The organism is [Bacillus] caldolyticus (genome assembly GCF_003595605.1).
In the GTDB taxonomy this organism is placed as follows: domain Bacteria; phylum Bacillota; class Bacilli; order Bacillales; family Anoxybacillaceae; genus Geobacillus; species Geobacillus thermoleovorans.
Window position 1 is genome coordinate 3350969 of record NZ_CP025074.1, and the last position, 26173, is coordinate 3377141.

A 26173-nucleotide genomic window follows, 5' to 3' on the forward strand; every position below is an offset into this window, starting at 1 on the left:
AAAACAATGGAGGGATTTTGCATGCAGTTGCCAACCAACGTGTCGTCGCTCCGAGGAATGATCGAAGTCCCCGGCGACAAATCGATTTCCCATCGCGCCGTCATGCTCGGGGCGCTTGCTTCTGGACGGACGGTGATTGACCATTTTTTGCCTGGGGCGGACTGTTTAAGCACGATCGACTGTTTCCGGAAACTCGGCGTTGACATTCGCCAGGACGGGACGACAGTCGTTGTCGAAGGAGCCGGCCCCGGCGGGCTGCGCGAGCCGGCTGCGGTGCTTGATGTCGGCAACTCGGGAACGACGGCGCGCCTGTTGCTCGGCATTTTGGCCGGCCAGCCGTTTCACGCCTGCCTTGTCGGCGATGAATCGATCGCCAAGCGACCGATGGGGCGGGTGACGAAACCGCTTCGCGAAATGGGAGCGCGTATTGACGGGCGTGAGGGCGGCAATTATACGCCGCTTTCCATCCGCGGCGGCGCGCTTCGCCCGCTTTGCTACACTTCGCCGGTGGCGAGCGCGCAAGTAAAATCGGCCATTTTGCTCGCCGGCTTATTCGCTGACGGCGTGACGTCTGTTGCTGAGCCGCACCGCTCGCGCGATCATACCGAGCGGATGGTTCGGTTGTTTGGCGGTGAAGTGAATGTGGATGGCTTGACCGTCTCGGTGGCCGGTCCGCAACGCTTGCGCGGGACGCACATTTACGTTCCCGGCGATATTTCGTCAGCCGCCTTTTTCCTTGTCGCCGGCGCCATTGTGCCGAACAGCGAAATTACGCTGAAAAACGTCGGCTTAAATCCAACGCGGACCGGCATCATCGATGTGCTTACACAAATGGGGGCGGATATTGCGATTGACAACGTCCGCCACGAGGAAACCGAGCCGGTCGGTGATATTACGGTCCGCACGTCGACGCTTCGGGCGGTCGAAATCGGCGGGGATCTGATTCCAAGATTGATCGACGAAATTCCGATCATTGCCTTGCTCGCGACGCAGGCGGAAGGAACGACCGTCATCAAAGACGCGAGCGAACTGAAGGTGAAAGAGACGAATCGGATCCATACGGTCGTCACCGAGTTGAAAAAACTCGGCGCTGACATCGAAGCAACCGACGACGGCATGATGATCCGCGGCAAAACGCCGCTTTATGCCGACGGGATTGTTGTCGACAGCCATGGCGACCACCGCATCGGCATGATGCTCGCCGTTGCTGCCTGCATCGCCAAAGGGACGGTCCGCCTCGAGCGTTCGGAAGCGGTCGCCGTTTCCTATCCGGCGTTTTTTGCCGACCTCCGTTCGCTGCTGTAAGGCCTCCCGCCCCAAGCGGGCGGGCGGTCATATTTTGCGTTGTTCGTTCATATATTGTCAGTGAGAGGAAGGGCTCCGTATTTTTTGAAAGCGGATACATTTCCTGTTTCTAGATGAAAAAAACGACGCACCTTCCAGACGGCGAGCGGTTTGGTTGCGGAAACGGCCATGATCGATTATCATCATTCATGTTCCCATTGTAACAGTACATAACGATTTGAATGGCAAAGGCGGATGGCCGCCTGCCGCAAGAGAGGGCTGACGAAACGATGACACGCGTCGAACAAATCATTCGCTTAGTGGAAAACGGAAACGTCGACCAAGCGTTGGCGCTCGTGCCGAAAGTGAAAAAATATGGAAGTGATGAAGAAAAATACGCGCTTGCCGACTGCTTGTACGGATGGGGAATGCCGGAAGAGGCGAAGGAGCTGCTTGAGGAGCTGGCTGCCCGCTATCCGGATGACGGCGACATTCGCCTGTTTTTGGCGGAAGTGTATACGGAGCTTGAAGCCGAAGAGGAAGCGCTCGCCATTTTGTCGGAGATCGACGAAGACGATCCGCAGTTTGTCCGCGCGTGCCTTCTTGCCGCCGATTTGTACGAAATGCAAGGGCTGGCGGAAGTGAGCGAGCGGAAGCTGCGTCAAGCGTACGAGAAAGCTCCAGATGAGCCGATCGTGCAGTTTGCGTTGGCTGAGTTGTATTTTTCGCACGGGGAATACTCAAAAAGCGTGCCGCTTTATGAACAGGTGCGGAAGACGAATAAGGAGATGGCCGGCGTCTTGATCACTGAGCGGATCGCTGAGGCGCTCAGCCGTTCCGGGGAATTCGAGGCGGCGCTTCCGTATTATGAGGAGGCGCTCAATGAAAAAATGGACAGTCGGACGCTGTTCGCCTACGGATTCACCGCGTTGCAGGCCGGCTATACACAAACGGCCATCGATAAGCTCAGCGCTTTAAAAGAGCTCGATCCGGACTACACTCCGCTTTACCTTTATTTGGCGAAAGCGTATGAACAAGAAGGACGGCTCGTGCAAAGCTATGAGACGGCGCTTGAGGGCGTCGGCGTCGACGAATGGAACAAAGAGCTCCGCCTTTACGCAGGCAAGCTGGCGCTCAAGCTGAACAAGCCGGAGGAGGCAGAGGAACATTTGAAAAAAGCGCTTGAGATCGATGGCGGGTACATCGAGGCGCTCACGGTTTTATCGGCGCTTTGGCTAAACGAACAGCGCTATGAGGATGTCGTCGCGCTTCTTGAGCAGGCGATGGCCGATGGCGAGTACGATCCGCAGTTTGAATGGGACCTTGGGCGCGCCAAACATCGGCTTGAGATGTACGACGATGCATTAAATCATTACGGCGAGGCATATAATTTCTTTAAGCACAATGTCGAGTTCCTCGAAGAGTACGGATATTTTCTCATCGAGGAAGGAAATCGGGCGGCGGCGAAAGAAATATTTCAACAGATCGTCCGTCTCGACCCAACCCATACGGAGGCGGCGGAGATGCTGCTTGAGCTCGAAGAGTAGGGGAGAAGCGGTGGCCCAACCTCTTTCTTGGAAACCGATCGAGGGGGAAGCGCAGAATGACGCACGTATCCGTCAATGAGAAAAAAGAGTTTATCCGTTGGTTTTTAAGCCACTATCAGTTGAAGCGGCGCGAGTGTGTCTGGATTTTAAACTATTTGATGAGCCATGACCAGCTCATGCAAAAGGTGCATTTTGTCGAGAATGCCCAATATTGCCCGCGCGGCATCATTATGTCGACTCACTGCGTCGACGATGTGCCGTTCCGTTTTTACAAAGGCAATGTGATGACAACCGATGCAGAGAAATCGTTCCATGACATCCGTTTAAACCGCGACGAAGATATTTACATTCAACTGAATTTCCGCGCTTCTTTTCACTCGCCGCAATATGTCGCTGTGCTTGAGGAAAACCCGTATGCGCCGAAGCAGGCGCAAGTGAGCGAAAACGACCAGCGCCTCGCCGAGCAGTTTTTGGAACGCTCCATTTACGAATTCCGGCGCGGGCGGCTCATGAAGCTGATCGATGAGGCGCTTGACCGCCATGATGAAGAGGCGTTCCGCCGCCTGACCGATGAATTAAACAAATTGTAAAAACCTTGCCGCCGGCAAGGTTTTTCTTTTGCCGAAAAATATGGTATGGTGATGAAGGGAAGAAACTTTAAGGAAAAGGAGAGTACGAATGAAGTGGACAGGCGAGGACGTCGCCCTCTATGAACGAGAGCGCGACTACATCGACACGGCGCTCCTTCCGCTTTTGCCGGTGGCTTTCGGCCAAGGAGCGAAGCGGCTCGCTTCCGGCGGGGAGCTTGTCGGGCTCATCGCGGCCGAGGTCGAGCGGCAGCTGAAGGGCCGGTTGTTTTTGATGCCGTCGTTTGTGTATTTTGCCGATGAGCCGCGGGCGCTGCTTACCGAAAGGCTGGCGGATTGGACCAACCGGCTTAGGCGGGAAGGAATGAAGCATCTGTTTTATGTGACGTGCGACCGTGCGTGGCAAGAGGGCGAAGAAGCTGACCGCGTTTGGTTCGTTCCGGTTGTTCCGCTCGAGAGCATGGGTGAATCGTACAAGCACGAGCTTGTCAGAGAGCAGGCCGCCGAGCTGCTCCGCTTTCTCATCGGTCGATGGGCGCAAGAGTAGATGCGGCAAAGTCCGACGTTTTGCCGCCTGCGATATTGACCTTGTCCAGCAATTGAGCTATCATTAGAATGTCCTAGTTTTCCATATGTGTTATACATACAATCGTCCGGTGCGGACTTGATTTTGCATAGAGGGGGGAAGACGATGAGCGACAACAAACATCGTGTAACGAGACGTCAGTTTTTAAACTACACGCTGACCGGCGTCGGCGGTTTTATGGCGGCAGGGATGCTGATGCCGATGCTCCGTTTTGCTTTCGATCCGATCTTGAAGGATGAAGCAGGGACGGAGATGGTCGCGGTAGCAGACGTCAAAGAGATTACGACCGAACCGAAGCGCTTCGACTTTAAAGTGAAGGTGAAAGACGCTTGGTATGAGTCGGAAGAGCCGAAGTCAGCTTGGGTGTACAAGGATGAAAAAGGGGAGATCATCGCCCTTTCGCCGATCTGCAAACACCTTGGCTGTACGGTCGACTGGAACACGGACAAAGAGCATCCGAACCAGTTTTTCTGCCCATGCCACTATGGGCGCTATGAGAAGGACGGCACGAACGTTCCGGGGACGCCGCCGCAAGCTCCGCTTGACCGTTACGAGTACAAAGTGAAAGACGGCAAGCTGTATTTAGGCAAGGCGAAACCAAGAAAGGAGGCGTAATGCGTGTTAAACAAGCTGTATGACTGGGTCGATGAACGCTTAGATATTACGCCTTTATGGCGGGATATCGCCGATCACGAAGTTCCGGAGCACGTCAACCCCGCCCATCACTTTTCCGCCTTTGTCTATTGTTTCGGCGGGCTGACGTTTTTTGTCACGGTCATTCAAATTTTGTCAGGCATGTTTTTGACGATGTACTACGTCCCGGATATTAAAAACGCGTGGGAATCGGTGTATTACTTGCAAAACGAAGTGGCGTTCGGCCAAATTGTGCGCGGCATGCACCATTGGGGGGCGAGCTTGGTCATCGTCATGATGTTTTTACATACGCTGCGCGTCTTTTTCCAAGGGGCTTATAAAAAGCCGCGCGAAATGAACTGGATCGTCGGCGTATTGATCTTTATGGTGATGATGGGTCTTGGCTTCACCGGCTACTTGTTGCCGTGGGATATGAAAGCGCTGTTTGCGACGAAAGTTGGTTTGCAAATCGCGGAAGCGACGCCGCTCATTGGCCCGGCCATTAAGACGCTGTTAGCTGGGGACCCGGAAATTGTCGGCGCGCAAACGTTGACGCGCTTTTTTGCCATTCACGTCTTCTTCTTGCCGGCCGCTTTGCTCGGCTTAATGGCAGCGCACTTTTTAATGATTCGCAGACAAGGCATTTCCGGTCCGCTATGATCGGTCGGCCCGCGTTTAGAGGCGATAGAAAAAAGGAGCATTCCCGTTAGGAGCTTTTCCGGGGACTTGATCAAAAAAAGCCCTCTTGGTATGATGCAGGGGTGTCAAACACATCACTCACCATACCAAGGAGGACTTCAGATGAATTGTACACAAAACTATAAAATTGATCAAGTCACCGAACAAACGCTTGTCGTGGGCATCGATATCGCGAAACGAACCCACTACGCCTGCTTCGTGGATGACCGGGGGCGTGTCCTTCGCAAATCGTTCCCGATCTTCCAGTCGAAAGAGGGCTTTCGCCAGCTGTATGAAGCGATTCAGGAGGCGATGCAAGCGTTCGGGAAGTCAGAGGTGATCGTCGCGGTGGAGCCGACCGGGCACTACTGGTTGAACCTGGCCTACTTCCTCGAGGAGCACGGGATCCCGTTGGTCATGGTCAACCCGGCGCATGTGTGCCGGTCGAAAGAACTCGATGACAACCTGCCGACGAAACATGACGCCAAAGATGCCCTAGTCATCGCCAGACTGGCGAAAGACGGACGATTCCTCGTCCCCCGGCTGCTGCACGAGATCGAAGCCGATTTGCGCGTGGGAAGCACGCTCAAAGAGAAGCTCCGCAAGGAACAGACGGCGGTGAAAAATGCGATCATCCGCTGGACCGACCGGTATTTTCCGGAGTTTTGGATGGTGTTTCGCGATCTGGGAAAAACGGCGCTTTCGGTGTTGGAGTGGACGCCGTTTCCGGCCGATATGGCGGGTCGGACCGCCGAGGAGCTCATCGAGGTGTACCGGCAAAGCGAAGGGCTGAAATGCCCGCAGAAGGCCAAAATTCAGGCGTTGATCAACGCCGCGAAGGACTCGATTGGGGTGACGGAAGGGACGACGATGGCCCGGTTTGAGATCGCCGCGCTCGTCCGCCGATACCGCCAATTGGAGGCGGAGATCGCCGCACTGGACGCCGAGTTGAAGGCATTGGTTCAAACGACGATGGAGTATCAATGGTTGAAAACGGTCGACGGGTTGGGAGACGCCACGATTATCGATCTTCTGGCGGAGATCGGCAGCTTCGCCCATTATCGGGACCCGCGTCAATTGGTGAAGTTGGCGGGCCTGACGCTCAAGGAGAACTCCTCCGGCCAGCGCAAAGGGCAAAAGCACATCTCCAAACGGGGACGGAAACGGCTGCGATCGGTGCTGTTTCGGGCGATGATTCCGCTGATTCGGCACAACGAGGCGTTTCGCGAGCTGCATGAATATTACACGACCCGATCCGTCAACCCGCTGACCGGAAAGCAATCCATCGTCGCCTTGTGCCGGAAGCTGTTGAATGTGCTGTTTGCGATTTGTACGAAGAAACAAGCCTTTGACGCGGAGCGAATGAAACAGGACGTCTTGTCCCAGGTGCAACGGGCGGCCTAAGGCCTCCCCCTGCGAACGGAAGAATCGTTGGACAACCAGATGACACCGGAGAAGCTGGCGTGATTTTATCCATTCGACCTTGAGTCCCCAAAGGAGCTTGGCCGGCCTCCGCCTGATGACGAGACCGAACGAGGGAATGTTGGCGCGAAGACGCCCGGAGACATGGGAGGGTTCGTCCTCATCAGCGACGCGGAGATCCAAAGGGTGCATCGAATACGCTTCTCCCCACGGAAGGAAAATATCCCCAGCCGTGGCCGCGAAGCGCACCCTAGGTCTGTAAGATATCCACAAAACTGAAAAAGGATGTAAGGGATTTTGTCGAAAAATATTTTTTGGACACCCCTGAGAGGCCGAAAAGCCTTGATACATCAACATTTCTAGAGGGAGGGAACCACGCAATGCATCGCGGAAAAGGAATGAAATTCGTCGGCGATTCCCGTGTTCCCGCGGTGAGAAAACCGAATATTCCAAAGGACTATTCGGAATATCCCGGGAAAACGGAAGTGTTTTGGCCGAACTTCCTGCTCAAGGAATGGTTGGTCGGATCGGTCTTTCTCGTCGGTTTCTTATGCTTGACGGTCGCCCATCCGTCGCCGCTTGAGCGGATCGCCGACCCGACGGACACGACGTACGTGCCGCTGCCTGACTGGTATTTCTTGTTCTTATACCAATTGCTCAAATATTCGTATGCGTCTGGTCCGTATACGGTCGTCGGCGCGATCATCATCCCGGGGTTGGCGTTCGGCGCGCTCTTATTGGCGCCGTTTTTGGACCGCGGCCCAGAGCGCCGTCCTTGGAAGCGTCCGGTCGCGACCGGGATGATGCTGTTGGCGCTTGCGGCGATGATTTATTTGACATGGGAAGCGGTCGTCACACACGACTGGAAAAAAGCGGCTGAACAAGGGAAAATTCGGGCGGAAGTGAAAATTGACACGAACGCGGAAGGCTATAAAATCGCCCAAGCGAACACATGTACATCGTGCCACGGACAAAACTTGTCCGGCGGTGCTGGTCCGTCGCTCATCGGCACCGGCTTGAAACCGGAAGAAATCGCGAAAATCGCGAGAGAAGGGAAAGGCAACATGCCGCCCGGCGTCTTTAAGGGCACGGATGAAGAGTTGAAAAAACTGTCCGAATTCATCGCTGGACTGAAAGCGGAATAATCGTTTCGACACGAAAAAGCTGACTCGCGTTAGTCAGCTTTTTTCGTGCCAACATGAAACCGAGGCGAGGTGCAGATGATGGCATGGCTTTATGCGCTGTTGGCTTCCCGGCCGGTTGTTTGGCTGCTCTTGTTCGTCAACGCGGCCGGCACCATCTATGGATATTATTGGTATCGTTATCAACTTGCCGATACGCCGCCCATCTTTTTGCCGTTTGTTCCCGACAGTCCGACGGCGAGCCTTTTTTTTCTTGTCGTCCTTGTGGCATGGCTTTTCGGCAGGTCGGCGCCGCTTTTTGAAGCGTTGGCTTTGGTGACGCTTGTTAAGTATGGAATTTGGGCGGTCGTTATGAATGTGCTCGTTTGGCGCGTCACCGGCACGCTCGATTGGGCCGGGTGGATGCTGATCGTTTCGCACGGGGCGATGGCGATCGAAGGAATGCTGTACGCCCGGTTTTATCGATTCCGCTTCCTTCACCTTATGCTGGCGGCCGTGTGGACGCTGCATAACGATGTCATCGACTACGTTTTTGGCATGATGCCGCGCTATAGTGTGCTGGCTGACTACGCCAACGAAATCGGCTATTTTACGTTTTGGTTGAGCATCGCATCGATTGCCGCTGCGTATCAGCTTGGCGTCCGCCTCCGGCGCCAGCCGCTTCTGCCGGGCGGCATGTCTTTCCGGCAGGCATCAGAGTAGAGCGTTGAACACAAGGAGGAACGTTGGGCGGCAGCTTTCTATTATAGATGCAACGAAGAAGTTTAACATATCCTTGACGGAAAAGCGGTTTGTCCATTTTCGACTGTCGAAGGCAAGCCACAGGCTTGCCTCCGTCACGCCAAGGCGTGACGGAAGACCGAACAACCGCCTGCCCTAAAGACCCATATATGGGTCTTTAAGCGGCGTTGTTCGGTCTCTCGACAGTCGATCAGATACTCGGTAAAAGCTGCAAATGGTAAAGCTTCGAATTGCATCTATATAGCAGTTGCCTGGTCTACTCTTGTCCACTCCTTCATACATTGTACTAGTGGATGAGGGAGGGACGATGATGAAGCGAATCGGGCTAGCCATGTTGTTGTCGCTCGCCTTTTTATGGCCAGCGCCCATTGGCGCGGCTGGACAAACAAACGGTTGGGAGCAGTTGGACGATATTTCCGACGAGGCGCTGCAATTGGCGAAAAACGGTCGTTTTGCCGAAGCAAAAGAAGTGCTCCGCTATTTTTCCAAGCGGTTTTTCGCCCTTGGGGCAAAAGAACGGTTGAAATCGGCCGATGAATTGCGGGCGGTGACCGTGACGCATGAGCAGGCAGTCAAGGCGATGATGGCGCCGATCTCCGCGGAAGACAAAGTGGCGGCGATCACCCAGTTTCGCCTTGTTGTTGACGCCATCCATTCGACATACCAGCCGCTTTGGACGGAGATGGAGCCGGCTGTCATGGAGGCGTTTGCCGCGGTCGAAAAGGCGGCACAACAAGGCGAGCAGAAAGCGTATGCCGCTGCCCTCCGCCAGTTGCTTGACCGCTATACATTGATCGAGCCGAGTGTGAAAATCGACGTGCCGCCGGATATCGCGACAAAGGTCGATGATGATCTTGAGGCGTTGCAGGCCGCCGCGTTTTGGCAACGCGGCGAAGACGAGCAGCGCGAGCAACTTGCCGATGCGCGTCAAGATCTTGAAGCGCTGTTTGCCGGGGTGAAAAAGGACGAAGCTGATCCGTCGCTGATTTGGGTGATGATTTCCACTGGCGGAGTGATCGTGTTGACGCTGACGTACGTTGGCTGGCGGAAGTACAAAGGAGAAAAGGAAGAGAAGCGGGCGCGGCAGCCGGAAGACTAAGCACCGGCGCTTTTTGCGAGGGGGAAACGTTTCCCCCTCTTTTTTGTTTTCCCGTCGCTTTGTGCAAGCACCGCCCCGGCACTTTCAAGCGGCGCTTGCCGGGCTTGTCCCGGTTGGGCTTTCGCGCCAGCGGCTTTTCATGGTTCCAGCGGCCGCTTTTGTTCATCGAGCGTAAACCCTTCGCCGAGCACATCATGCACATCGGTGACGGCGACGAACGCATGCGGATCAACGGATATAATGACACTTTTTAAGCGCGGCAGTTCGTTTTTGGCGACGACGCAATACAAGACGTCGCGGTCGCGCTTCGTATACGAGCCGCGCCCTTTCAGCACGGTGACGCCGCGCTCCATCTCTGTCAAGATCCGGTTGGCGATCTCTTCGCTTTTTTCTGAGATGATGGTCGCCCCTTTTGCCGCATAGCCGCCTTCCTGCAGAAAATCAATGACCCGGGCGGCGATAAAGACGGCGACCAACGTATACATCGCCTCGCGGTATGACAGGTAAAGAAGAAGCGACAATGTGATGACGGTGGCGTCAAAGGCAAACATCGTTTTGCCCATGCTGATGCCTTTATATTTATGGACGAGGCGCGCGATAATATCGACGCCTCCGGTTGTGCCGCCGTAGCGGAAAATAATGCCGAGGCCGACGCCGATAAAGACGCCGGCAAACAAGGCGGCGAGCGTCATGTCATGTCGAAGCGGCATATGAATCATGTAGCGTTGAAAGATGGACAAAAAGACGGAAACGGCGACCGTGCCGATGACGGTATAGAGAAACGTTTGGCGGCCGAGCAGCTTCCAGCCGATGAAAAAGAGCGGAATGTTGAGCGCCAAGTTGGTGATCGCTGGATCCAGTCCGAACAAAAAATAAAGAAGAAGCGTAATGCCGGTAAACCCGCCTTCCGCCAAATTGTTTTGCATGTTGAAATGAACGAGCCCGAAGGCGAAAATAGCGGCGCCAAGCAAAATAAACAGGCAGTTTTTGATCTTTAGTCCAAAAATCATACCGTCCCTCCGTCCGCAAAAATAGTCGGCGCCCTTAATTATAGAGGAACTTGTCCATATAGGCAATGACGAGCGAAAACGGGCGGATTGACAGCGGGCGAAAACATTTGTCAAATGCGCCGCTTTTCGCTAACATGAAAACAGACGAGGTGACAAGCCATGCAGGAGAAAACGATGAAACAAATGCAACAGGAAGTGGATGACTATATCAGTCAATTCAAAGAAGGCTATTTCAGCCCGCTCGCCATGCTGGCGCGGCTGACGGAAGAGCTCGGCGAGCTGGCGCGCGAGGTGAACCATTACTACGGGGAAAAACCGAAAAAGGCGACCGAACAAGAAAAAACGGTGGAAGAAGAGCTGGGCGATTTGCTGTTTGTGCTCATTTGCTTCGCCAATTCGCTCGGCATTGATTTGCAGGCGGCGCACGACCGGGTGATGGACAAGTTTCGCACCCGCGACCGCGACCGCTGGACGCGGAAGGAGGAAGGATCATGACGATTCGCATTGTCATCGCGGGGCCGCGCGGCCGCATGGGCCGAGAAGCGGTTGCGCTCGTGCAGCAAACCGATCACTTTGAACTGGCTGCGGTCATCGACCGCCGTTACGATGGACAAAATTTAGCGGAGATCGACCGATTTTCCGGCGTCAACGCCCCGATTTACACCGATGCGGCCCGCTGTTTTGCGGAGGTGAAGCCGGATGTATTGATCGATTTGACAACGCCGGAAGCCGGAAAGCGGCACACCGAGCTGGCGCTGCGTTACGGCGTTCGTCCGGTCGTCGGCACGACTGGATTTACGCCGGAAGATATCGAGCGGCTCACCAAGCTGGCGGAAGAGAAAGAAATCGGCGCCATCATCGCGCCGAACTTTGCCGTCGGAGCGGTGTTGATGATGAAATTCGCCCGCATGGCGGCCAAATATTTCACTGATGTGGAAATCATTGAATTGCACCATGATCAAAAGCTTGACGCACCGTCCGGAACGGCATTGAAGACGGCGCAGCTCATTGCCGAAGTGCGACCGTCGAAAAAGCAAGGCCACCCGAACGAAAAGGAAACGCTTGCTGGCGCGCGCGGCGCCGCTTACGACGGCATCCCGATCCACAGCGTCCGTCTGCCGGGCTTTGTCGCTCATCAAGAAGTGATTTTCGGCGGCAACGGCCAGACGTTGACGATCCGCCACGATTCGTTCGACCGCCGCTCGTTTATGTCCGGGGTGAAGCTGGCAGTGGAAACGGTGATGCATTTACATACGCTTGTCTATGGGCTGGAGCATATTTTGGAATAGTGTGCAAACTGCGCAAACGGGGGAGAATGGAATGAAAATCGCGTTAATTGCCCATGACCAAAAAAAGGCAGAGATGGTCGCATTTGCGACCGCCTATGCGCCTGTGCTTGCAAACCATGAATTGTACGCCACCGGCACGACCGGCTTGCGCATCCAGGAGGCGACCGGTCTTCCCGTTCATCGCTTCCAATCGGGGCCGTACGGAGGCGACCAAGAAATCGGGGCGATGATCGCCCGCAATGAAATGGATCTGGTCATTTTTTTCCGCGATCCGCTCACCGCCCAGCCGCATGAGCCGGACATCAGCGCATTGATGCGGCTTTGCGACGTCTATGCCGTGCCGTTGGCGACGAACATCGGCACGGCCGAGCTGCTCATCCGCGCGTTGGAGCGCGGCGATTTGGCATGGCGCAGCATTGTGCGCGGCCGAACAAAAGGCGGGGAGGAATCGAAAACAGAAAGGTGACAGCGATGATGGAAACGTGTGACTTGTTGGCGTTCGGCGCCCATCCGGATGATGTCGAAATCGGCATGGGAGGGACGATCGCCAAATACGTACGCCGTGGGTACCGTATTGTCATTTGCGACTTGACGCAAGCCGAGCTGTCGTCCAACGGCACGGTCGACGAGCGGCAGAGAGAGGCGGCCGAGGCGGCCCGCCGGCTCGGTGTATCCGAGCGGTTCAATCTTGGGCTGCCTGACCGCGGCCTTTATGTCGAGGAAGAGGCGATCCGCCAGATCACAGCGGTCATCCGCCGCTGCCGGCCGCGCCTTGTATTCGCCCCCTATTGGGAAGATCGACATCCGGATCACGGGCGATGCGCCCGCCTTGTCGAGGAAGCGGTCTTTTCCGCCGGCATCCGCCGCTATGGCGCCGGAGAGCTTGGCGATGCGCACCGCGTTCGGGCGGTGTATTATTATATGATCAATGCCTTTTGCCGCCCGCATTTTCTCATCGATATTAGCGAAACGATCGATGACAAGCTGGACAGCCTGCGCGCGTACGAAAGCCAGTTTCAAAAACGGCCTGGCTCGGTTGACACCCCGCTGACCAACGGCTACATCGAGATGATTGAAAGCCGCGAGCGCTGGTTCGGTCAACAAATCGGCGCGGCGTATGCGGAAGGGTTTTTGACGAAAACGCCGATTCATCTTTCCAATTTGTTTGAGGAGGAGCGATGAAGCTGAAAATCGGGATTGTTTGCTATCCGACGGTCGGGGGCTCCGGAGTGGTCGCCACTGAGCTTGGCAAGCTGCTGGCGGAGCGGGGGCATGAGATTCACTTTATCTCATCGAGCATGCCGTTTCGTTTGAATAAAGTGTACGGCAACATTTATTATCATGAAGTCAGTGTCAACCAATATTCCGTCTTTCAATACCCGCCGTACGATTTGGCATTGGCAAGCAAAATTGCTGAGGTGGCAAAGCGGGAACGGCTCGATGTGCTTCATGCCCATTACGCCGTTCCTCATGCCGTCTGTGCGGTGTTGGCGCGGCAAATGGTCGGCGAGCTGCCGATCATCACGACGCTGCACGGCACGGATATCACCGTGTTAGGCTATGATCCGTCGCTTTCCGATATGATCAAATTTGGCATCGAGCAGTCGGATATCGTTACGGCGGTGTCTGACGCCCTTGCCCGGCAGACGTATGAACTGCTCGATGTGCAAGCGACGATCCATACCGTCTACAATTTTGTCGATGAACGCGTCTACCGTCGCCGGGAAGCGGGCCATTTACGGCGCGAGTACGGCATTCGCGACGATGAACGAGTTGTGATCCATGTCTCGAATTTCCGGAAAGTGAAGCGTGTGCCTGATGTAGTGAGAGCGTTTGCCATCGTGCGCCGGCACGTGCCAGCCAAGCTCTTGCTTGTCGGCGACGGTCCGGAAATGACCGTCGTCTGCCGGCTTGTGAAAGAGCTTGGGCTGCAAGATGATGTCCGCTTTTTAGGAAAACAGGATAAACTCGAAGAGCTGTATTCGATCAGTGATGTGATGATGCTTTTGTCGGAAAAAGAAAGCTTTGGGCTCGTATTGCTTGAAGCGATGGCGTGCGGCGTTCCGTGCATCGGCACGGCCATCGGCGGGATTCCGGAAGTGATTGAGGATGGGAAAACCGGGTTTTTATGCCCGCTTGGCGATGTCAAAGAGGCGGCAAGACAGGCGATGGCGCTGTTGACAGACTGCCGGTTGCACGCTGAGATGGCAAGACAGGCGGTGCAAACGGTCGAGCGCAAGTTCCGCTCGGCCGACATCGTCGGCCAGTATGAACAGCTGTACGCTTCGCTTGCGGCAAGGAAGGTGAAACGATGAAACCGCCGTTTGAACAGGCGCTCGGCATTATCCGACAATTGAAGCGGCATGGCTATGAGGCGTATTTTGTCGGCGGCGCGGTGCGCGACTTGTTGATCGGGCGTGCGATCGGCGACGTCGATATCGCGACAAGCGCTCTGCCGGAAGAAGTGATGCGCTTGTTTCCGAAAACGATCGACGTCGGTTCGAAACACGGCACGGTCGTCGTCGTGCATGAAGGAACGGCGTACGAAGTGACGACATTCCGCACGGACGGCGATTATGAAGACCATCGCCGTCCGGAGTCGGTGACGTTCGTTCGTTCGCTTGAGGAAGACTTAAAGCGCCGCGATTTCACGATGAACGCCATCGCCATGGATGAACGCGGAACGATCATTGATCCGTTTGGCGGACAAGAGGCGATCGAGCGGCGGCTCATTTGCACGGTCGGGGCGGCGGACGAACGGTTTCGCGAAGATGCGCTCCGCATGATGCGGGCTGTTCGCTTCGTCAGCCAACTTGGATTTGCCCTTGCTGAGGACACGAAGCGGGCGATCGTCCAAAACGCACCGCTTATGGCCCACATTTCTGTCGAACGGATGACCATGGAAATGGAAAAACTGCTCGCCGGTCCGTTCGTTGCCGAAGCGCTGCCGCTGTTGGCCGATACCGGGCTGTTCGCTTATTTGCCTGGGCTGGCCGAAAAAGAGCAGCTGCTGCGCTCGGCCGCCGCCTTTCGCTGGCCGTGGCTTACAAAGCGTGAAGAGCGCTGGGCGCTTCTTTGCCGCGCGCTTGATGTCAAAGACATTCGTCCGTTTTTGCGCGCCTGGAAGCTTCCCAACAAAGTAATCGATGAAGCTGGCGCCATTTTGGCGGCGCTCGATGATGTCCCTAGACCGGAGGCGTGGACGAACGAACAGTTGTTTTTGGCCGGCCTCGAGCGAGCGCTATCGGTTGAAGCGGTGCGCGCCGCGCTTTGCGGCGCGCCGTCTGAACCTCATCATGAGGAGCTCCGCCGCCGCTTTGCGGCGCTGCCGATCAAAACGAAAGGGGAGCTTGCCGTCAACGGGAAAGACGTCATTCGCTGGGCTGGAAAACCGGCCGGTCCGTGGGTGAAAGAGACGCTGGATGCCATCTGGCGGGCGGTCGTCAGCAGCGAAGTCGAAAATGAGAAGGAGCGGATTTACGCATGGCTCATGGAGCGCAATCGGACACACGAAAAAAACTGTTAGAGTTGTTTGCCGAAGCGAACGGCGAGTTTTTGTCCGGGCAAAAAATCAGCGAACAGCTCGGCTGTTCGCGGGCGGCGGTATGGAAGCATATCGAGGAGCTGCGCAAAGAAGGATTTGAACTCGAAGCAGTGCGCCGCCTTGGCTACCGGATTATCAGCACGCCGGATAAAGTGACGGCCAACGAAATCCAGCTCGGCTTAAAAACGGAAAAACTTGGCCACACGATCCACTTTTTTGACGAAGTCGATTCGACGCAGCGCATTGCGGCAAGGCTCGCGTATGAAGGGGCGCCGGAAGGAACGCTCGTCGTCGCGGAAGAGCAAAAGGCTGGGCGCGGGCGTTTGGATCGGAAATGGTTTTCCCCAAAAGGGACGGGCATTTGGATGAGCCTCATTTTGCGGCCGGCCATCCCGCCGCAGCGGGCGCCGCAGCTGACACTGCTTGCCGCGGTGGCCGTCAGCCAGGCGATTCAGGAAGTGACCGGGCTTGTCCCAGACATTAAATGGCCGAATGACATTTTGCTTGACGGCAGAAAGTGCGTCGGCATTTTAACGGAGCTGCAAGCCGACCCTGACCGCGTCCATTCGGTCATCATCGGCATCGGCATCAACGTCAACCAAACGATCGAGCAGTTTCCGGAGGATATCCGGGCCATCGCGACATCGCTGGCCATTGAAAAGGGCGGGCCCGTAAAGCGCGCCCCGCTCATTCAAGAAATTTTGTTCCGGCTTGAGCGGCTGTATGAGCAATATTTGGCGCATGGCTTCCGTCCGATTAAGCTTCTTTGGGAAGGGTACGCCGTTTCGATCGGCAAGCCGGTGACAGCGAGAACGCTGAACGGCGTGATTCGCGGCATCGCCCGCGGCATCACTGACGACGGGCTGCTCATCCTTGAAGATGAGCAAAAGAACATCCATTACATCCATTCTGCCGATATTCAGTTCTAATTTGCCACTAGAAAAATTGTAACAATTTTGTTAAAATACAAAGCGAGGAAAAGGGCAGTATCTTTCGCAAGAAGAACTGCACCGAGGCCGACAGCACGAATAGGTGAAGGAAATGATCTGCCTTGATCCTTTTTTGAAGGACTAGGACAGAGGGATGAACGAAACCGACGGCGGTTTTATGGCGTCCTTCTTTCTCAAGGCGGGAAAGAAGGACGTTTTGTTTCGGGCGGTTCATCTCCTCTGCAGTCAAAGAGGAGGGAACGAAAATGAAAGCGAAAACCGATTTTTTCCACATGAAGCAGGCGGGCGAGCCGATCGTGATGGTGACCGCCTACGATTTTCCGTCCGCGAAGCTTGCCGAGCAAGCCGGCGTCGACATGATTTTGGTCGGCGATTCGCTCGGCATGGTTGTGCTCGGGTATGATTCAACGATCCCGGTGACGGTCGATGATATGATCCACCATACGAAGGCGGTTCGCCGCGGTGCGCCGAACACGTTTATTGTCACCGATATGCCGTTTATGTCGTACCATGCGTCCAAAGAAGAGGCGCTGCAAAACGCCCGCCGCATCATGCAAGAGTCAGGGGCGAACGCCGTTAAAGTCGAAGGGGCGGATGAAGTCGTCGACATGATTGCCGCGCTGACGAAAGCCGGCGTGCCGGTCGTTGCCCATCTCGGGTTGACGCCGCAATCGGTCGGCGTTCTTGGCGGCTATAAAGTGCAAGGCAAAGATGCCGAAAGTGCGAAAAAGCTGCTCGATGATGCGAAACAATGCGAGCAGGCGGGAGCGATCGCCCTTGTCTTAGAGTGTGTTCCGAAGCAGCTCGGGGCGGCCATGGCCCGGGAACTCACCATTCCCGTCATCGGCATCGGCGCTGGGGCGGAAGTCGACGGTCAAGTGCTCGTGTATCACGATTTGCTTGGCTACGGTGTCACCCGCGTGCCGAAGTTTGTGAAACAATACGCGTCCATCCAAGAGACGATCGTCGAGGCGTTAGCCAACTACGTCGCTGATGTCAAACTGCGCCAGTTCCCGGAGCCGGCGCACACGTTTACGATGAAGGAAGAAGAATGGGTGGCGCTTTACGGAGGAAAGCAAGGATGATCGTGATGGATCAGATTGCAGCGATGCAGGCGCTCATGCGCCAATATCGCCGTGAAGGAAAGACGATCGGGTTCGTTCCGACGATGGGCTATTTGCATGAAGGGCATACCTCCCTCATCGATCGGGCGCGCGCGGAAAACGACATCGTCGTCCTAAGCGTTTTCGTCAACCCGCTTCAGTTCGGACCGAACGAAGACTTTGCCCGCTATCCGCGCGATTTCGAGCGCGACCGGCGCATCGCCGAACAGCATGGAGTCGACGTCTTGTTCCATCCGGAAGCGGACGAGATGTATCCGGAGCCGCTTACCGTACGAGCGATCGTTCAAGCGCGCGCCGACGTGCTGTGCGGACGGTCGCGCCCCGGCCATTTTGACGGCGTGGCGACGGTGCTCATTAAGCTGTTCAACATTGTTATGCCCGACCGCGCGTACTTTGGGATGAAAGATGCCCAACAGGTGGCGGTCGTCGACGGCTTGATCCGCGATCTCAATTTTCCGATCGAGCTCGTGCCGGTGCCGACGGTCCGCGAGGCGGACGGGCTGGCGAAAAGCTCGCGCAACGTCTATTTGTCGCCGCAAGAACGGAGTGAGGCGCCGGCGCTGTATGCAGCGCTTCAAGCGGCCGCTTCCGCCGTCGAACGAGGAGAGCGGAGCGCAGCGGCCATCCGCCGGATGGTTAGAGAGCATATTGAAGCGCATACGCACGCTGAGATCGATTATGTCGAAGTATGTTCATATCCGGATTTGACGCCGCTTGAGACGCTCGCCGGGACAGTGCTGATCGCTGTCGCCGTCCGATTTGCGAGCGCCCGGTTGATCGACAATATCATGATTGAGTTGCCCAAAACCGGCGAACAAGGGGATGGAAAGGGGGAGCAAGCATGTTTCGCACGCTCATGAACGCCAAAATTCACCGCGCTCGTGTAACAGAGGCCAATCTCGATTACGTCGGCAGCATTACGATCGATGAAGATATTTTGGATGCCGTCGGCATTGTGGCTAATGAAAAAGTACAGGTAGTGAACAATAATAATGGAGCCCGTTTTGAAACATACGTCATCCCCGGCGAGCGCGGCAGCGGCGTCTTTTGCCTAAACGGCGCCGCCGCCCGCCTTGTGCAAAAAGGGGACGTTATTATCGTCATCTCATATGTGCTCGTTCCAGAGGAAAAAATCGCCGCCCATCGACCGAAAATCGCGATTATGGACGAAAACAACCGGATTGTGCAGCTCATCGCCGAAGAGCCGGCGCATACGGTTTTATGAGGGCAAAAAGGGGCTTTCCGCCCCTTTTCGTTTTGAGGTGATCGTTTATGGCAACGCGCTTTGTCATCATTGACTTGGAGACAACCGGAAATGGGCCGAAAAAAGGCGATCGGATCATCCAGCTCGGCATGGCGGTCGTCGAAGATGGCCTGATTGTCGAACGGTTTGCCAGCTTTTTTAACCCGGAACGGCCCATTCCGCTGTTCATTCAGCAGCTGACGAACATCAACGAACAGATGGTCGAAGGAGCGCCGCTGTTTGCTGACAAGGCGGGCGAGATCGCCGCCTTGATGCACGGTGCTTACTTTGTCGCCCATAACGTCGACTTTGATTTGCCGTTTTTGCAGGCCGAGCTTGAACGGGCTGGCTGGCCGCCGTTTTCCGGTCCGACGATCGATACGGTCGAGCTCGCCCGCATCGTGTTGCCGACTGCCGAAAGCTATAAGCTCGGCGATTTGGCGAGGCAGCTCGGCCTCCACCACAATCGTCCGCATCAAGCGGACAGCGATGCGGAAGTGACCGCCAAGCTGTTCATTGCCTTGCTCAAGCGGCTCTCCCGTCTGCCGCTTATGACGCTTGAGCAACTGCGCGGTCTTGCCCGCCACTTGAAAAGCGATATTTACTTGCTCCTTGATGCGGTCATCGCCAAAAAGCGGAACAAGGCGCCGGCCGACCGCGCTGTCGCCGTATACCGCGGCATTGCGTTGAAACAACCGGCGCCGGAGCCAGATGAGAGCGATCGGCGCCCCGCTTTGGCTTCGTTCGCTGCCTTTTGCGAACAGGAGCCGCCCCTTCCGCTTCCCGGCTACAAGCGGCGCGCGGGGCAGTGGGAGATGATGCGGCTCGTTTATGAGGCGCTGTCGACGTCCCAGCACGCGCTCATTGAAGCAGGGACCGGACTTGGCAAATCGCTCGCCTATTTGATTCCCGCTGCTTTTTTTGCCTGTGAGCAGCAAGAGCGGGTCGTCATCAGCACGCATACCCTCCAGCTGCAGGAGCAGCTCATTCGCCGCGATTGGCCGGTATTGCGGCAAATCGCGCCGTTTCCGCTCCGCGTTGCCGTTTTGAAAGGGAAGCAAAATTACTTATCCCTTGACAAGTTCGCTTCGTTTTTGTCGGAGCCGTCTGACACGTACGATGCGGCTCTCTTGAAGTGCCAGGTGCTCGTTTGGCTGCTTGAGACCGACAGCGGCGACTTGGACGAATTGAATGTGTCATCCGGCGCCCGTCTCCTATTGTCCGCGCTTGCCATCGGCGAAGAGGAAGACGGCGGGCGGCATCATTTTTTCGCCCGGGCGAAAGAGCGCTCCGAACGGGCGGATGTGGTCATTACCAACCATGCGCTTTTGCTTCATGATTTGACCGGCCCGGCGCCGCTTTTGCCGCCGTTTCGCCATCTGATCATCGATGAGGCGCATCGGCTTGAAGATGCCGCCGCCCGGTGTTTTGGCGAGCAGATTGGCTATGTGTCGTTTCGCCTGCTGACCGCCAAAATCGCGCAGACGATCGCGAAATGGGTAGAAGCAGAACAGGACGCACCGAATGGGGCTCTTGTCCGTTGCCAGCAACGCCTTGAGGAGCTGCAGTTTGAAGGGGACGAGCTGTTCCGCCTGTTGCGCCGCTATGCGTTGGACAAAAAGCCGGCTCGCGCTGGACGTTGCCGCTATCGCTTTTCGCCGACGGACGAACAGAGCCGGGCGTGGCAGGCGGCGGTGGAGTTATGCTGGCGCCTGCGCGATTTGGCGGCGGCGCTATCCGCTGAAGCGAAGCCGCTTCTATCCGCTGATACGAGTGGCGATTTCCCACCATCCGCCTTGCTGTCGGCTGATTTGGCGGCTCTCAACCGGCAAATGGCTGCGCTCGTGCGTTTGCTGACCGAAAAGGAGCCGGGTGTCGTCCGGTGGATCGAAGCGGACGAAAAAGGGGCGGCGAACGCTGTCCGCCTTTACTCGCAGCCGGTTGACCTTGCTGACTTTTTCGCCGATCAACTGTTTATGAAAAAACGGAGCGTCGTTTTGACGTCGGCGACGCTCACTGTCCGCGGCCGGTTCACGTATATGGCGGCGCGTCTCGGTCTTGAGGATTTTTATCCACTTTGCCGCTCGTTTCCGTCGCCGTTTCGTTACGAGGAGCAGGCCGCGCTCTTCGTGCCGGCGGACATGCCGCTCGTTTCTGCCGTGCCGCTTGAAGATTACGCCGAAGCGGTCGCCGCTTCGGTGCTTGCGATCGCCCGACGCCTCGGACGGCGGGTGCTTGTGTTGTTCCCTTCGTATGAACTGTTGAAACTGACGGTTGATGCGTTGAAGACGGAGGAAGAAGGCGAGCCGTTTGTTTTGATCGCTCAAGGGGTGCAAAGCGGCAGTCCGGCAAAGCTCTTGCGGACGTTTTTGCAGTTTGAGCATGCGGTGTTGTTTGGGACGAGCAGCTTTTGGGAAGGGGTCGATCTGCCAGGTTCAGCGCTCGATGTGCTTGTCATCGCCCGCTTGCCGTTTGCGCCCCCGGACGATCCCGTGATGGAGGCAAAAAGCGAGCGCATTCGCCTAGGAGGCGGCGATCCGTTTTCCGAGCTGGCGCTTCCTGAGGCGGTGCTTCGTTTTAAGCAAGGGTTTGGCCGTCTCATTCGCACTGAAGACGACAAAGGAGCCGTATTTGTGCTGGATCGGCGGCTGATGTCTTCCCTGTACGGCGCGGATTTCCTCGCTTCCTTGCCGCCGCTTTCGGTGCATGAAGGCGCGCTTTCTGAGCTGCTTGACAAGGCGGAAACTTGGCTTTCTTAAAGCGCGCTTTATTTCTCATAAAGATGGACGAAACGGCGCAATCTAAAGGTGTCAGGCGGCAAAAAACCCCGCATGAAGCGGGGGCAAAGAAGCAAATTGGCGTTGACGGTGTAGGCGGGCAAATTTGTTATGAAATGATCGGACAAACCTGCTATAATAGGAAAGAAGCACAACTGCGATGACAGTTTGCGCCTTGCCGTTTGGCTTTGTCGGCTTGGCCGCAGAGGTGCGAAGAAGCACGCCTTTGATGTCACCTTCGCTGTATTTGTATTGTTGCCGGAGCCGCCGGCGTGTATAAGTAACAAAATTTGCGCCGCACAGGAGGAAACGACGAAAATGGAAAGCAAAATCGAAGTACTCGCTACCGTCAAAGTTCAGCACTCCGACGACTTGTACAAAATTGTCGACTGCTTGAACCGAACGCTAAAGCGCGACAATTTGATGTTTGGCCTTGCCTTGGATGAAAACGACAAGCGCCAGGCCATCTTTACGATTTATCGGACGTGATCACGATGAAAAAGTGGGGTTGGTTCACTCTGCTTTTTTTTGGATTCCTCATTTGGCAGGCATGGTCGATTTATGACGAGGCGATGGCGCCCAAACGGCTGATGGTGGAACATGCATTGGCGCGGGCGAAGGAAGCCGCCGGGCTTGCTGATGTGAAGAAAGTCTATACATATTATGGCGACGAAGCGTGCACCGTATTCATCGGAAGAACAAAACAAGGGAAAGCGGTCGTCGTTTGGGTGCCTGAAAAAAAGGGGAGTGTCGTCGTCAAGGGCGTGGACAGCGGCATCAGCGAGGCGGAAGCGCGCGCCATTTTGCAGCGCGACCGCCGACCGCGGCGCATCATCGATGCGACGCTTGGCATGGAAAAAAGCGTGCCTCTTTGGGAGTTGACATATATTGATGCGCAAGGAAGGTATTCGTTTTATTATCTTCACTTTGCGGATGGGGCCTTCCTGAAGAGGTACAGTTTTCAACAGTGAGGACGTGAGGGGGAAGAAGCGATGAAACTGGCAAAACGGGTGGCGTCGCTGACGCCATCGGCGACATTGGCCATTACGGCGAAAGCAAAGGAACTGAAAGCGGCCGGATACGACGTGATCGGCCTTGGGGCCGGCGAACCGGATTTCAACACGCCCCAGCACATTATCGCGGCGGCCATCAAGGCGATGAATGAAGGGCATACGAAATATACGCCATCAGGCGGGCTGCCGGCGCTGAAAGAGGAAATCATCAAAAAGTTTGCCCGTGATCAAGGGCTTTCGTACGAGCCGGCGGAAATCATCGTCTGTGTCGGGGCGAAGCATGCGCTTTATACGCTCTTTCAAGTGCTGCTTGATGAAGGCGATGAGGTCATCATTCCGACGCCGTATTGGGTGAGCTACCCGGAACAAGTGAAGCTGGCTGGCGGCGTTCCGGTTTACGTTGAAGGGCTGGAAGAAAACGACTTTAAAATGACGCCGGATCAGCTGAAACAGGCGATTACCCCGAAGACGAAGGCGGTTATTATCAACTCCCCGAGCAATCCGACCGGCATGATTTATACGGCCGAGGAGCTGAAAGCGCTCGGGGAAGTATGCTTGGCGCATGGCGTGTTGATCGTTTCGGACGAAATTTATGAAAAATTGATTTACGGCGGGGCGAAACATGTGTCGATCGCCGAACTGTCGCCGGAGCTGAAGGAGCAGACGATCATCATCAACGGCGTATCGAAATCGCACTCGATGACAGGGTGGCGCATCGGCTACGCGGCTGGACCGAAAGACATCATTCAAGCGATGACCGATTTAGCAAGCCATAGCACATCGAATCCGACATCGATCGCTCAATATGCGGCCATTGCCGCCTACAGCGGGCCGCAGGAGCCGGTCGAACAAATGCGCCAAGCGTTTGAAAAGCGGCTTGACATCATTTATAACAAGCTTGTGCAAATTCCAGGCTTCACCTGCATCAAACCGCAAGGAGCGTTTTATTTGTTCCCGAACGCCCGAAAGGCGGCGGATATGGCCGGATGCCGCACGGTCGACGAGTTCGTCGCCGTCTTGTTGGAGGAAGCGAAAGTCGCGCTTGTGCCTGGTTCTGGGTTTGGGGCGCCAGATTACGTCCGCTTGTCGTACGCGACCTCGCTTGAGGCGCTCGAGACAGCGATCGAACGCATCCGCCGGTTTATGGAGGCGCGGGCCTAAGGCGCTTTGCGCCAAGGTGTCAGAGTGGAAAGAAAAGGGCGGCTTTGTTTGGCGCAAAGCCGCTTTTTCCGCGTCGGTCTGTCGGCTGGCTCCGGGCGGCTGCGCCGAAGGGCGATTGGTGGGGGCAGCATCGTTTTGCGCTGCTTTGGCTGGTCGTTGCCGTGACGCCGACGGAACGGTATAATAGCGAATGATGGACGTGTCGATTATTGGAGGGAATCAGTGCGTGAAAACGACGACGATTGCGGAAGTGAATCAATACGTAGGACAACAAGTGACGATCGGCGCTTGGCTCGCGAACAAGCGCTCAAGCGGGAAAATCGTCTTTTTGCAGCTGCGCGACGGCACTGGCTTTATTCAAGGCGTCGTCGAAAAGGCGAACGTCTCGGAAGAGGTGTTTCAACGCGCAAAAACATTGACGCAAGAAACGTCGCTCTATGTGACGGGCACGGTGCGCATCGACGAGCGCTCCCCATTTGGCTACGAGCTGTCGGTTGCCGATTTGCAAGTCATTCAAGAAGCAGTTGACTATCCGATTACGCCGAAAGAGCATGGCGTCGAATTTTTGATGGACCATCGCCACCTTTGGCTTCGGTCGCGGCGCCAGCACGCGATCATGAAAATTCGCAACGAAATTATCCGGGCGACGTATGAGTTTTTCAACGACCGCGGGTTTGTGAAAGTCGACGCCCCGATTTTGACTGGCAGCGCACCGGAAGGAACGACCGAACTGTTTCATACGAAATATTTTGATGAGGATGCCTATTTGTCGCAAAGCGGCCAGCTCTACATGGAAGCGGCGGCGATGGCGCTCGGCAAAGTGTTCTCATTCGGCCCGACGTTCCGCGCCGAAAAATCGAAAACACGCCGCCATTTGATCGAGTTTTGGATGGTGGAGCCGGAAATGGCGTTTTATGAGTTTGAAGACAATTTGCGGTTGCAAGAAGAGTACGTCTCCTACCTTGTGCAGTCGGTGCTCGAGCGCTGCCGGCTTGAACTCGGGCGGCTCGGGCGCGACGTGTCGAAGCTTGAGCTGGTCAAACCGCCGTTTCCGCGCCTAACGTATGATGAGGCGATCAAGCTGCTTCATGAAAAAGGATTGACCGACATCGAGTGGGGCGATGACTTCGGTGCGCCGCATGAGACGGCCATCGCCGAAAGTTTTGACAAACCGGTGTTCATCACCCACTATCCGACCTCTTTGAAGCCGTTTTATATGCAGCCGGACCCGAACCGCCCCGACGTTGTGCTATGCGCCGATTTGATTGCGCCGGAAGGATACGGGGAAATCATTGGCGGCTCGGAACGGATTCACGATTATGAGCTGCTCAAGCGCCGCCTTGAAGAGCACCATTTGCCGCTTGAAGCGTATGAATGGTATTTGGATTTGCGCAAATACGGTTCTGTGCCGCATTCAGGGTTCGGGCTCGGCTTGGAGCGCACTGTCGCTTGGATTTGCGGCGTCGAACATGTGCGCGAGACGATTCCGTTCCCGCGGCTGCTCAACCGGCTTTATCCGTAAAAAACCCCCTGCAAAAAGGGGGTTTTTTCGCCGCCGTCATGTTATACTATAGTTGAGGTGCATCGGCATGGAAAAGAAAAAGGTGGCCGAATGGCTGGCGCAAGGAAGCATCGCCGTCCCGAAGCTGTTGCTTGGCCACTACAAGCAGCTTGGGTTGGGCGAGGGGGAGCTCGTCTTGCTTTTGCATATGCAGTCGTTTTTCGAAGAAGGCGTCTTGTTTCCGACGCCGGCCGAGCTGGCCGAAAGAATGACGGTCTCGGCAGCGGAATGCATGGAGATGGTGCGTCGGCTCTTGCAAAAAGGGATGATCGCGATTGAAGAGCATACGGATGAACAAGGCATTCGCAACGAAAAATATACGCTTGAACCGCTTTGGGAGAAGCTCGTGCATCATTTGTACACCCAGGCGGCTCAACAGGGGGAACTCGGCCGGCAGGAGGAAGAGGAGAGCTTATACACCGTTTTTGAGCAGGAGTTTGGCCGCCCGCTCTCCCCGTTCGAGTGTGAAACGCTTGCGATGTGGATCGATCAAGACGGCCATGAGCCGGCCATCATTAAAGCGGCGCTGCGCGAAGCGGTGCTGTCGGGGAAGTTGAATTTCCGCTACATCGATCGCATCTTGTTTGAATGGAAAAAGAACGGCATTCGCACGATTGAACAGGCGCACGATTACGGCAAAAAGTTTCGCAAGCCGTCCTCCCGTTCCGCGAGACAGACGGCGGGAGAATTTAAACAGACGATCCCGTTTTTCAATTGGCTCGACTCGTAACGAGAGGCGCTGTCTCTCGTTTTTGTTTGTCCAAAAATGGCCAATCGAACCG

At 55.8% G+C, this 26173-nt stretch carries 27 protein-coding genes; 26 read left to right on the forward strand and 1 reads right to left on the reverse strand.

What is annotated here, in order from left to right; all coding sequences use genetic code 11:
• The first annotated feature begins 21 nt into the window (after positions 1-21).
• The 10 genes from aroA to ypjB all read left to right on the forward strand — a co-directional run bounded on the left by aroA (position 22) and on the right by ypjB (position 9719).
• On the forward strand, positions 22-1305 hold the full coding sequence (gene aroA, locus CWI35_RS17470; RefSeq protein ID WP_119877960.1) for a 3-phosphoshikimate 1-carboxyvinyltransferase: 1284 nt from the start codon (positions 22-24) through the stop codon (positions 1303-1305).
• Between the two features lie 269 nt (positions 1306-1574).
• Positions 1575-2831 (forward strand): tetratricopeptide repeat protein, encoded by a 1257-nt coding sequence (locus tag CWI35_RS17475; RefSeq protein ID WP_013144906.1) that lies wholly within the window; start codon positions 1575-1577, stop codon positions 2829-2831.
• A 56-nt stretch (positions 2832-2887) separates the two neighbouring features.
• Positions 2888-3421, forward strand: a complete 534-nt coding sequence (locus tag CWI35_RS17480) for a ReoY family proteolytic degradation factor (RefSeq protein ID WP_013144907.1) — start codon at positions 2888-2890, stop codon at positions 3419-3421.
• An 88-nt stretch (positions 3422-3509) separates the two neighbouring features.
• Positions 3510-3965, forward strand: a complete 456-nt coding sequence (locus CWI35_RS17485) for a YpiF family protein (protein WP_013144908.1) — start codon at positions 3510-3512, stop codon at positions 3963-3965.
• Between the two features lie 144 nt (positions 3966-4109).
• The gene (locus CWI35_RS17490; protein WP_013144909.1) at positions 4110-4619 is read left to right on the forward strand and encodes a Rieske (2Fe-2S) protein; all 510 of its coding nucleotides are present in this window, start codon (positions 4110-4112) and stop codon (positions 4617-4619) included.
• A gap of 3 nt (positions 4620-4622) precedes the next feature.
• Positions 4623-5297 (forward strand): menaquinol-cytochrome c reductase cytochrome b subunit, encoded by a 675-nt coding sequence (qcrB, locus tag CWI35_RS17495; protein ID WP_011231676.1) that lies wholly within the window; start codon positions 4623-4625, stop codon positions 5295-5297.
• A 141-nt stretch (positions 5298-5438) separates the two neighbouring features.
• On the forward strand, positions 5439-6719 hold the full coding sequence (locus tag CWI35_RS17500; protein WP_119877354.1) for an IS110 family RNA-guided transposase: 1281 nt from the start codon (positions 5439-5441) through the stop codon (positions 6717-6719).
• Positions 6720-7117: 398 nt separating this feature from the next.
• Positions 7118-7882 carry a menaquinol-cytochrome c reductase cytochrome b/c subunit gene (locus CWI35_RS17510; protein WP_011231675.1) on the forward strand — a complete coding sequence of 255 codons (765 nt, stop codon included), beginning with the start codon at positions 7118-7120 and terminating at the stop codon, positions 7880-7882.
• 78 nt (positions 7883-7960) lie between these two features.
• Positions 7961-8581: a lipoprotein heptaprenylglyceryl N-acetyltransferase LhaT gene (locus CWI35_RS17515; RefSeq protein ID WP_011231674.1), complete on the forward strand. Its 621-nt coding sequence runs from the start codon at positions 7961-7963 to the stop codon at positions 8579-8581.
• A gap of 349 nt (positions 8582-8930) precedes the next feature.
• A complete protein-coding gene (ypjB, locus tag CWI35_RS17520; RefSeq protein ID WP_119877961.1) occupies positions 8931-9719 on the forward strand; it encodes a sporulation protein YpjB in 789 nt (262 codons plus the stop codon).
• Between the two features lie 137 nt (positions 9720-9856).
• Here the strand turns inward: ypjB and CWI35_RS17525 are convergent, their stop codons facing one another.
• Positions 9857-10729: a YitT family protein gene (locus tag CWI35_RS17525; RefSeq protein ID WP_011231672.1), complete on the reverse strand. Its 873-nt coding sequence runs from the start codon at positions 10727-10729 to the stop codon at positions 9857-9859.
• Between the two features lie 159 nt (positions 10730-10888).
• On the opposite strand from CWI35_RS17525, the gene CWI35_RS17530 reads away from it, so the two are divergent.
• From CWI35_RS17530 to CWI35_RS17615, 16 genes are all read left to right on the forward strand, one after another.
• Complete coding sequence (locus CWI35_RS17530; RefSeq protein ID WP_011231671.1) at positions 10889-11224, forward strand: nucleotide pyrophosphohydrolase; 336 nt, start codon at positions 10889-10891, stop codon at positions 11222-11224.
• A complete protein-coding gene (dapB, locus tag CWI35_RS17535; protein ID WP_014196195.1) occupies positions 11221-12018 on the forward strand; it encodes a 4-hydroxy-tetrahydrodipicolinate reductase in 798 nt (265 codons plus the stop codon). The genes CWI35_RS17530 and dapB overlap by 4 nt, the downstream gene beginning before the upstream one ends.
• A 31-nt stretch (positions 12019-12049) precedes the next feature.
• Positions 12050-12484 carry a methylglyoxal synthase gene (locus CWI35_RS17540; protein WP_013144914.1) on the forward strand — a complete coding sequence of 145 codons (435 nt, stop codon included), beginning with the start codon at positions 12050-12052 and terminating at the stop codon, positions 12482-12484.
• A 5-nt stretch (positions 12485-12489) separates the two neighbouring features.
• A complete protein-coding gene (gene bshB1 / locus CWI35_RS17545; RefSeq protein WP_014196194.1) occupies positions 12490-13200 on the forward strand; it encodes a bacillithiol biosynthesis deacetylase BshB1 in 711 nt (236 codons plus the stop codon).
• Complete coding sequence (gene bshA / locus CWI35_RS17550; RefSeq protein WP_011231667.1) at positions 13197-14333, forward strand: N-acetyl-alpha-D-glucosaminyl L-malate synthase BshA; 1137 nt, start codon at positions 13197-13199, stop codon at positions 14331-14333. The genes bshB1 and bshA overlap by 4 nt, the downstream gene beginning before the upstream one ends.
• On the forward strand, positions 14330-15544 hold the full coding sequence (locus CWI35_RS17555) for a CCA tRNA nucleotidyltransferase (protein WP_014196193.1): 1215 nt from the start codon (positions 14330-14332) through the stop codon (positions 15542-15544). Before bshA ends, CWI35_RS17555 begins: the two co-directional genes overlap by 4 nt.
• Positions 15502-16491, forward strand: coding sequence for a bifunctional biotin--[acetyl-CoA-carboxylase] synthetase/biotin operon repressor (locus CWI35_RS17560; RefSeq protein ID WP_014196192.1), 990 nt, complete (start codon positions 15502-15504; stop codon positions 16489-16491). The genes CWI35_RS17555 and CWI35_RS17560 overlap by 43 nt, the downstream gene beginning before the upstream one ends.
• A 266-nt stretch (positions 16492-16757) precedes the next feature.
• Positions 16758-17597, forward strand: coding sequence for a 3-methyl-2-oxobutanoate hydroxymethyltransferase (panB, locus tag CWI35_RS17570; protein ID WP_011231664.1), 840 nt, complete (start codon positions 16758-16760; stop codon positions 17595-17597).
• Complete coding sequence (gene panC / locus CWI35_RS17575) at positions 17594-18496, forward strand: pantoate--beta-alanine ligase (RefSeq protein WP_014196191.1); 903 nt, start codon at positions 17594-17596, stop codon at positions 18494-18496. Before panB ends, panC begins: the two co-directional genes overlap by 4 nt.
• Complete coding sequence (gene panD, locus CWI35_RS17580; RefSeq protein WP_013144919.1) at positions 18478-18861, forward strand: aspartate 1-decarboxylase; 384 nt, start codon at positions 18478-18480, stop codon at positions 18859-18861. The genes panC and panD overlap by 19 nt, the downstream gene beginning before the upstream one ends.
• A gap of 47 nt (positions 18862-18908) precedes the next feature.
• Positions 18909-21638 (forward strand): ATP-dependent DNA helicase DinG, encoded by a 2730-nt coding sequence (gene dinG, locus CWI35_RS17585; RefSeq protein WP_096224995.1) that lies wholly within the window; start codon positions 18909-18911, stop codon positions 21636-21638.
• 336 nt (positions 21639-21974) lie between these two features.
• On the forward strand, positions 21975-22145 hold the full coding sequence (locus CWI35_RS17595; RefSeq protein ID WP_011231659.1) for a YpmA family protein: 171 nt from the start codon (positions 21975-21977) through the stop codon (positions 22143-22145).
• Between the two features lie 5 nt (positions 22146-22150).
• The gene (locus tag CWI35_RS17600) at positions 22151-22627 is read left to right on the forward strand and encodes a cell wall elongation regulator TseB-like domain-containing protein (protein ID WP_069304381.1); all 477 of its coding nucleotides are present in this window, start codon (positions 22151-22153) and stop codon (positions 22625-22627) included.
• Positions 22628-22648: 21 nt separating this feature from the next.
• A complete protein-coding gene (locus CWI35_RS17605) occupies positions 22649-23830 on the forward strand; it encodes a pyridoxal phosphate-dependent aminotransferase (RefSeq protein WP_020278326.1) in 1182 nt (393 codons plus the stop codon).
• 193 nt (positions 23831-24023) lie between these two features.
• On the forward strand, positions 24024-25352 hold the full coding sequence (asnS, locus tag CWI35_RS17610; RefSeq protein ID WP_020278328.1) for an asparagine--tRNA ligase: 1329 nt from the start codon (positions 24024-24026) through the stop codon (positions 25350-25352).
• 67 nt (positions 25353-25419) lie between these two features.
• Positions 25420-26121 (forward strand): DnaD domain-containing protein, encoded by a 702-nt coding sequence (locus CWI35_RS17615; RefSeq protein ID WP_011231655.1) that lies wholly within the window; start codon positions 25420-25422, stop codon positions 26119-26121.
• Positions 26122-26173 lie beyond the last annotated feature (52 nt).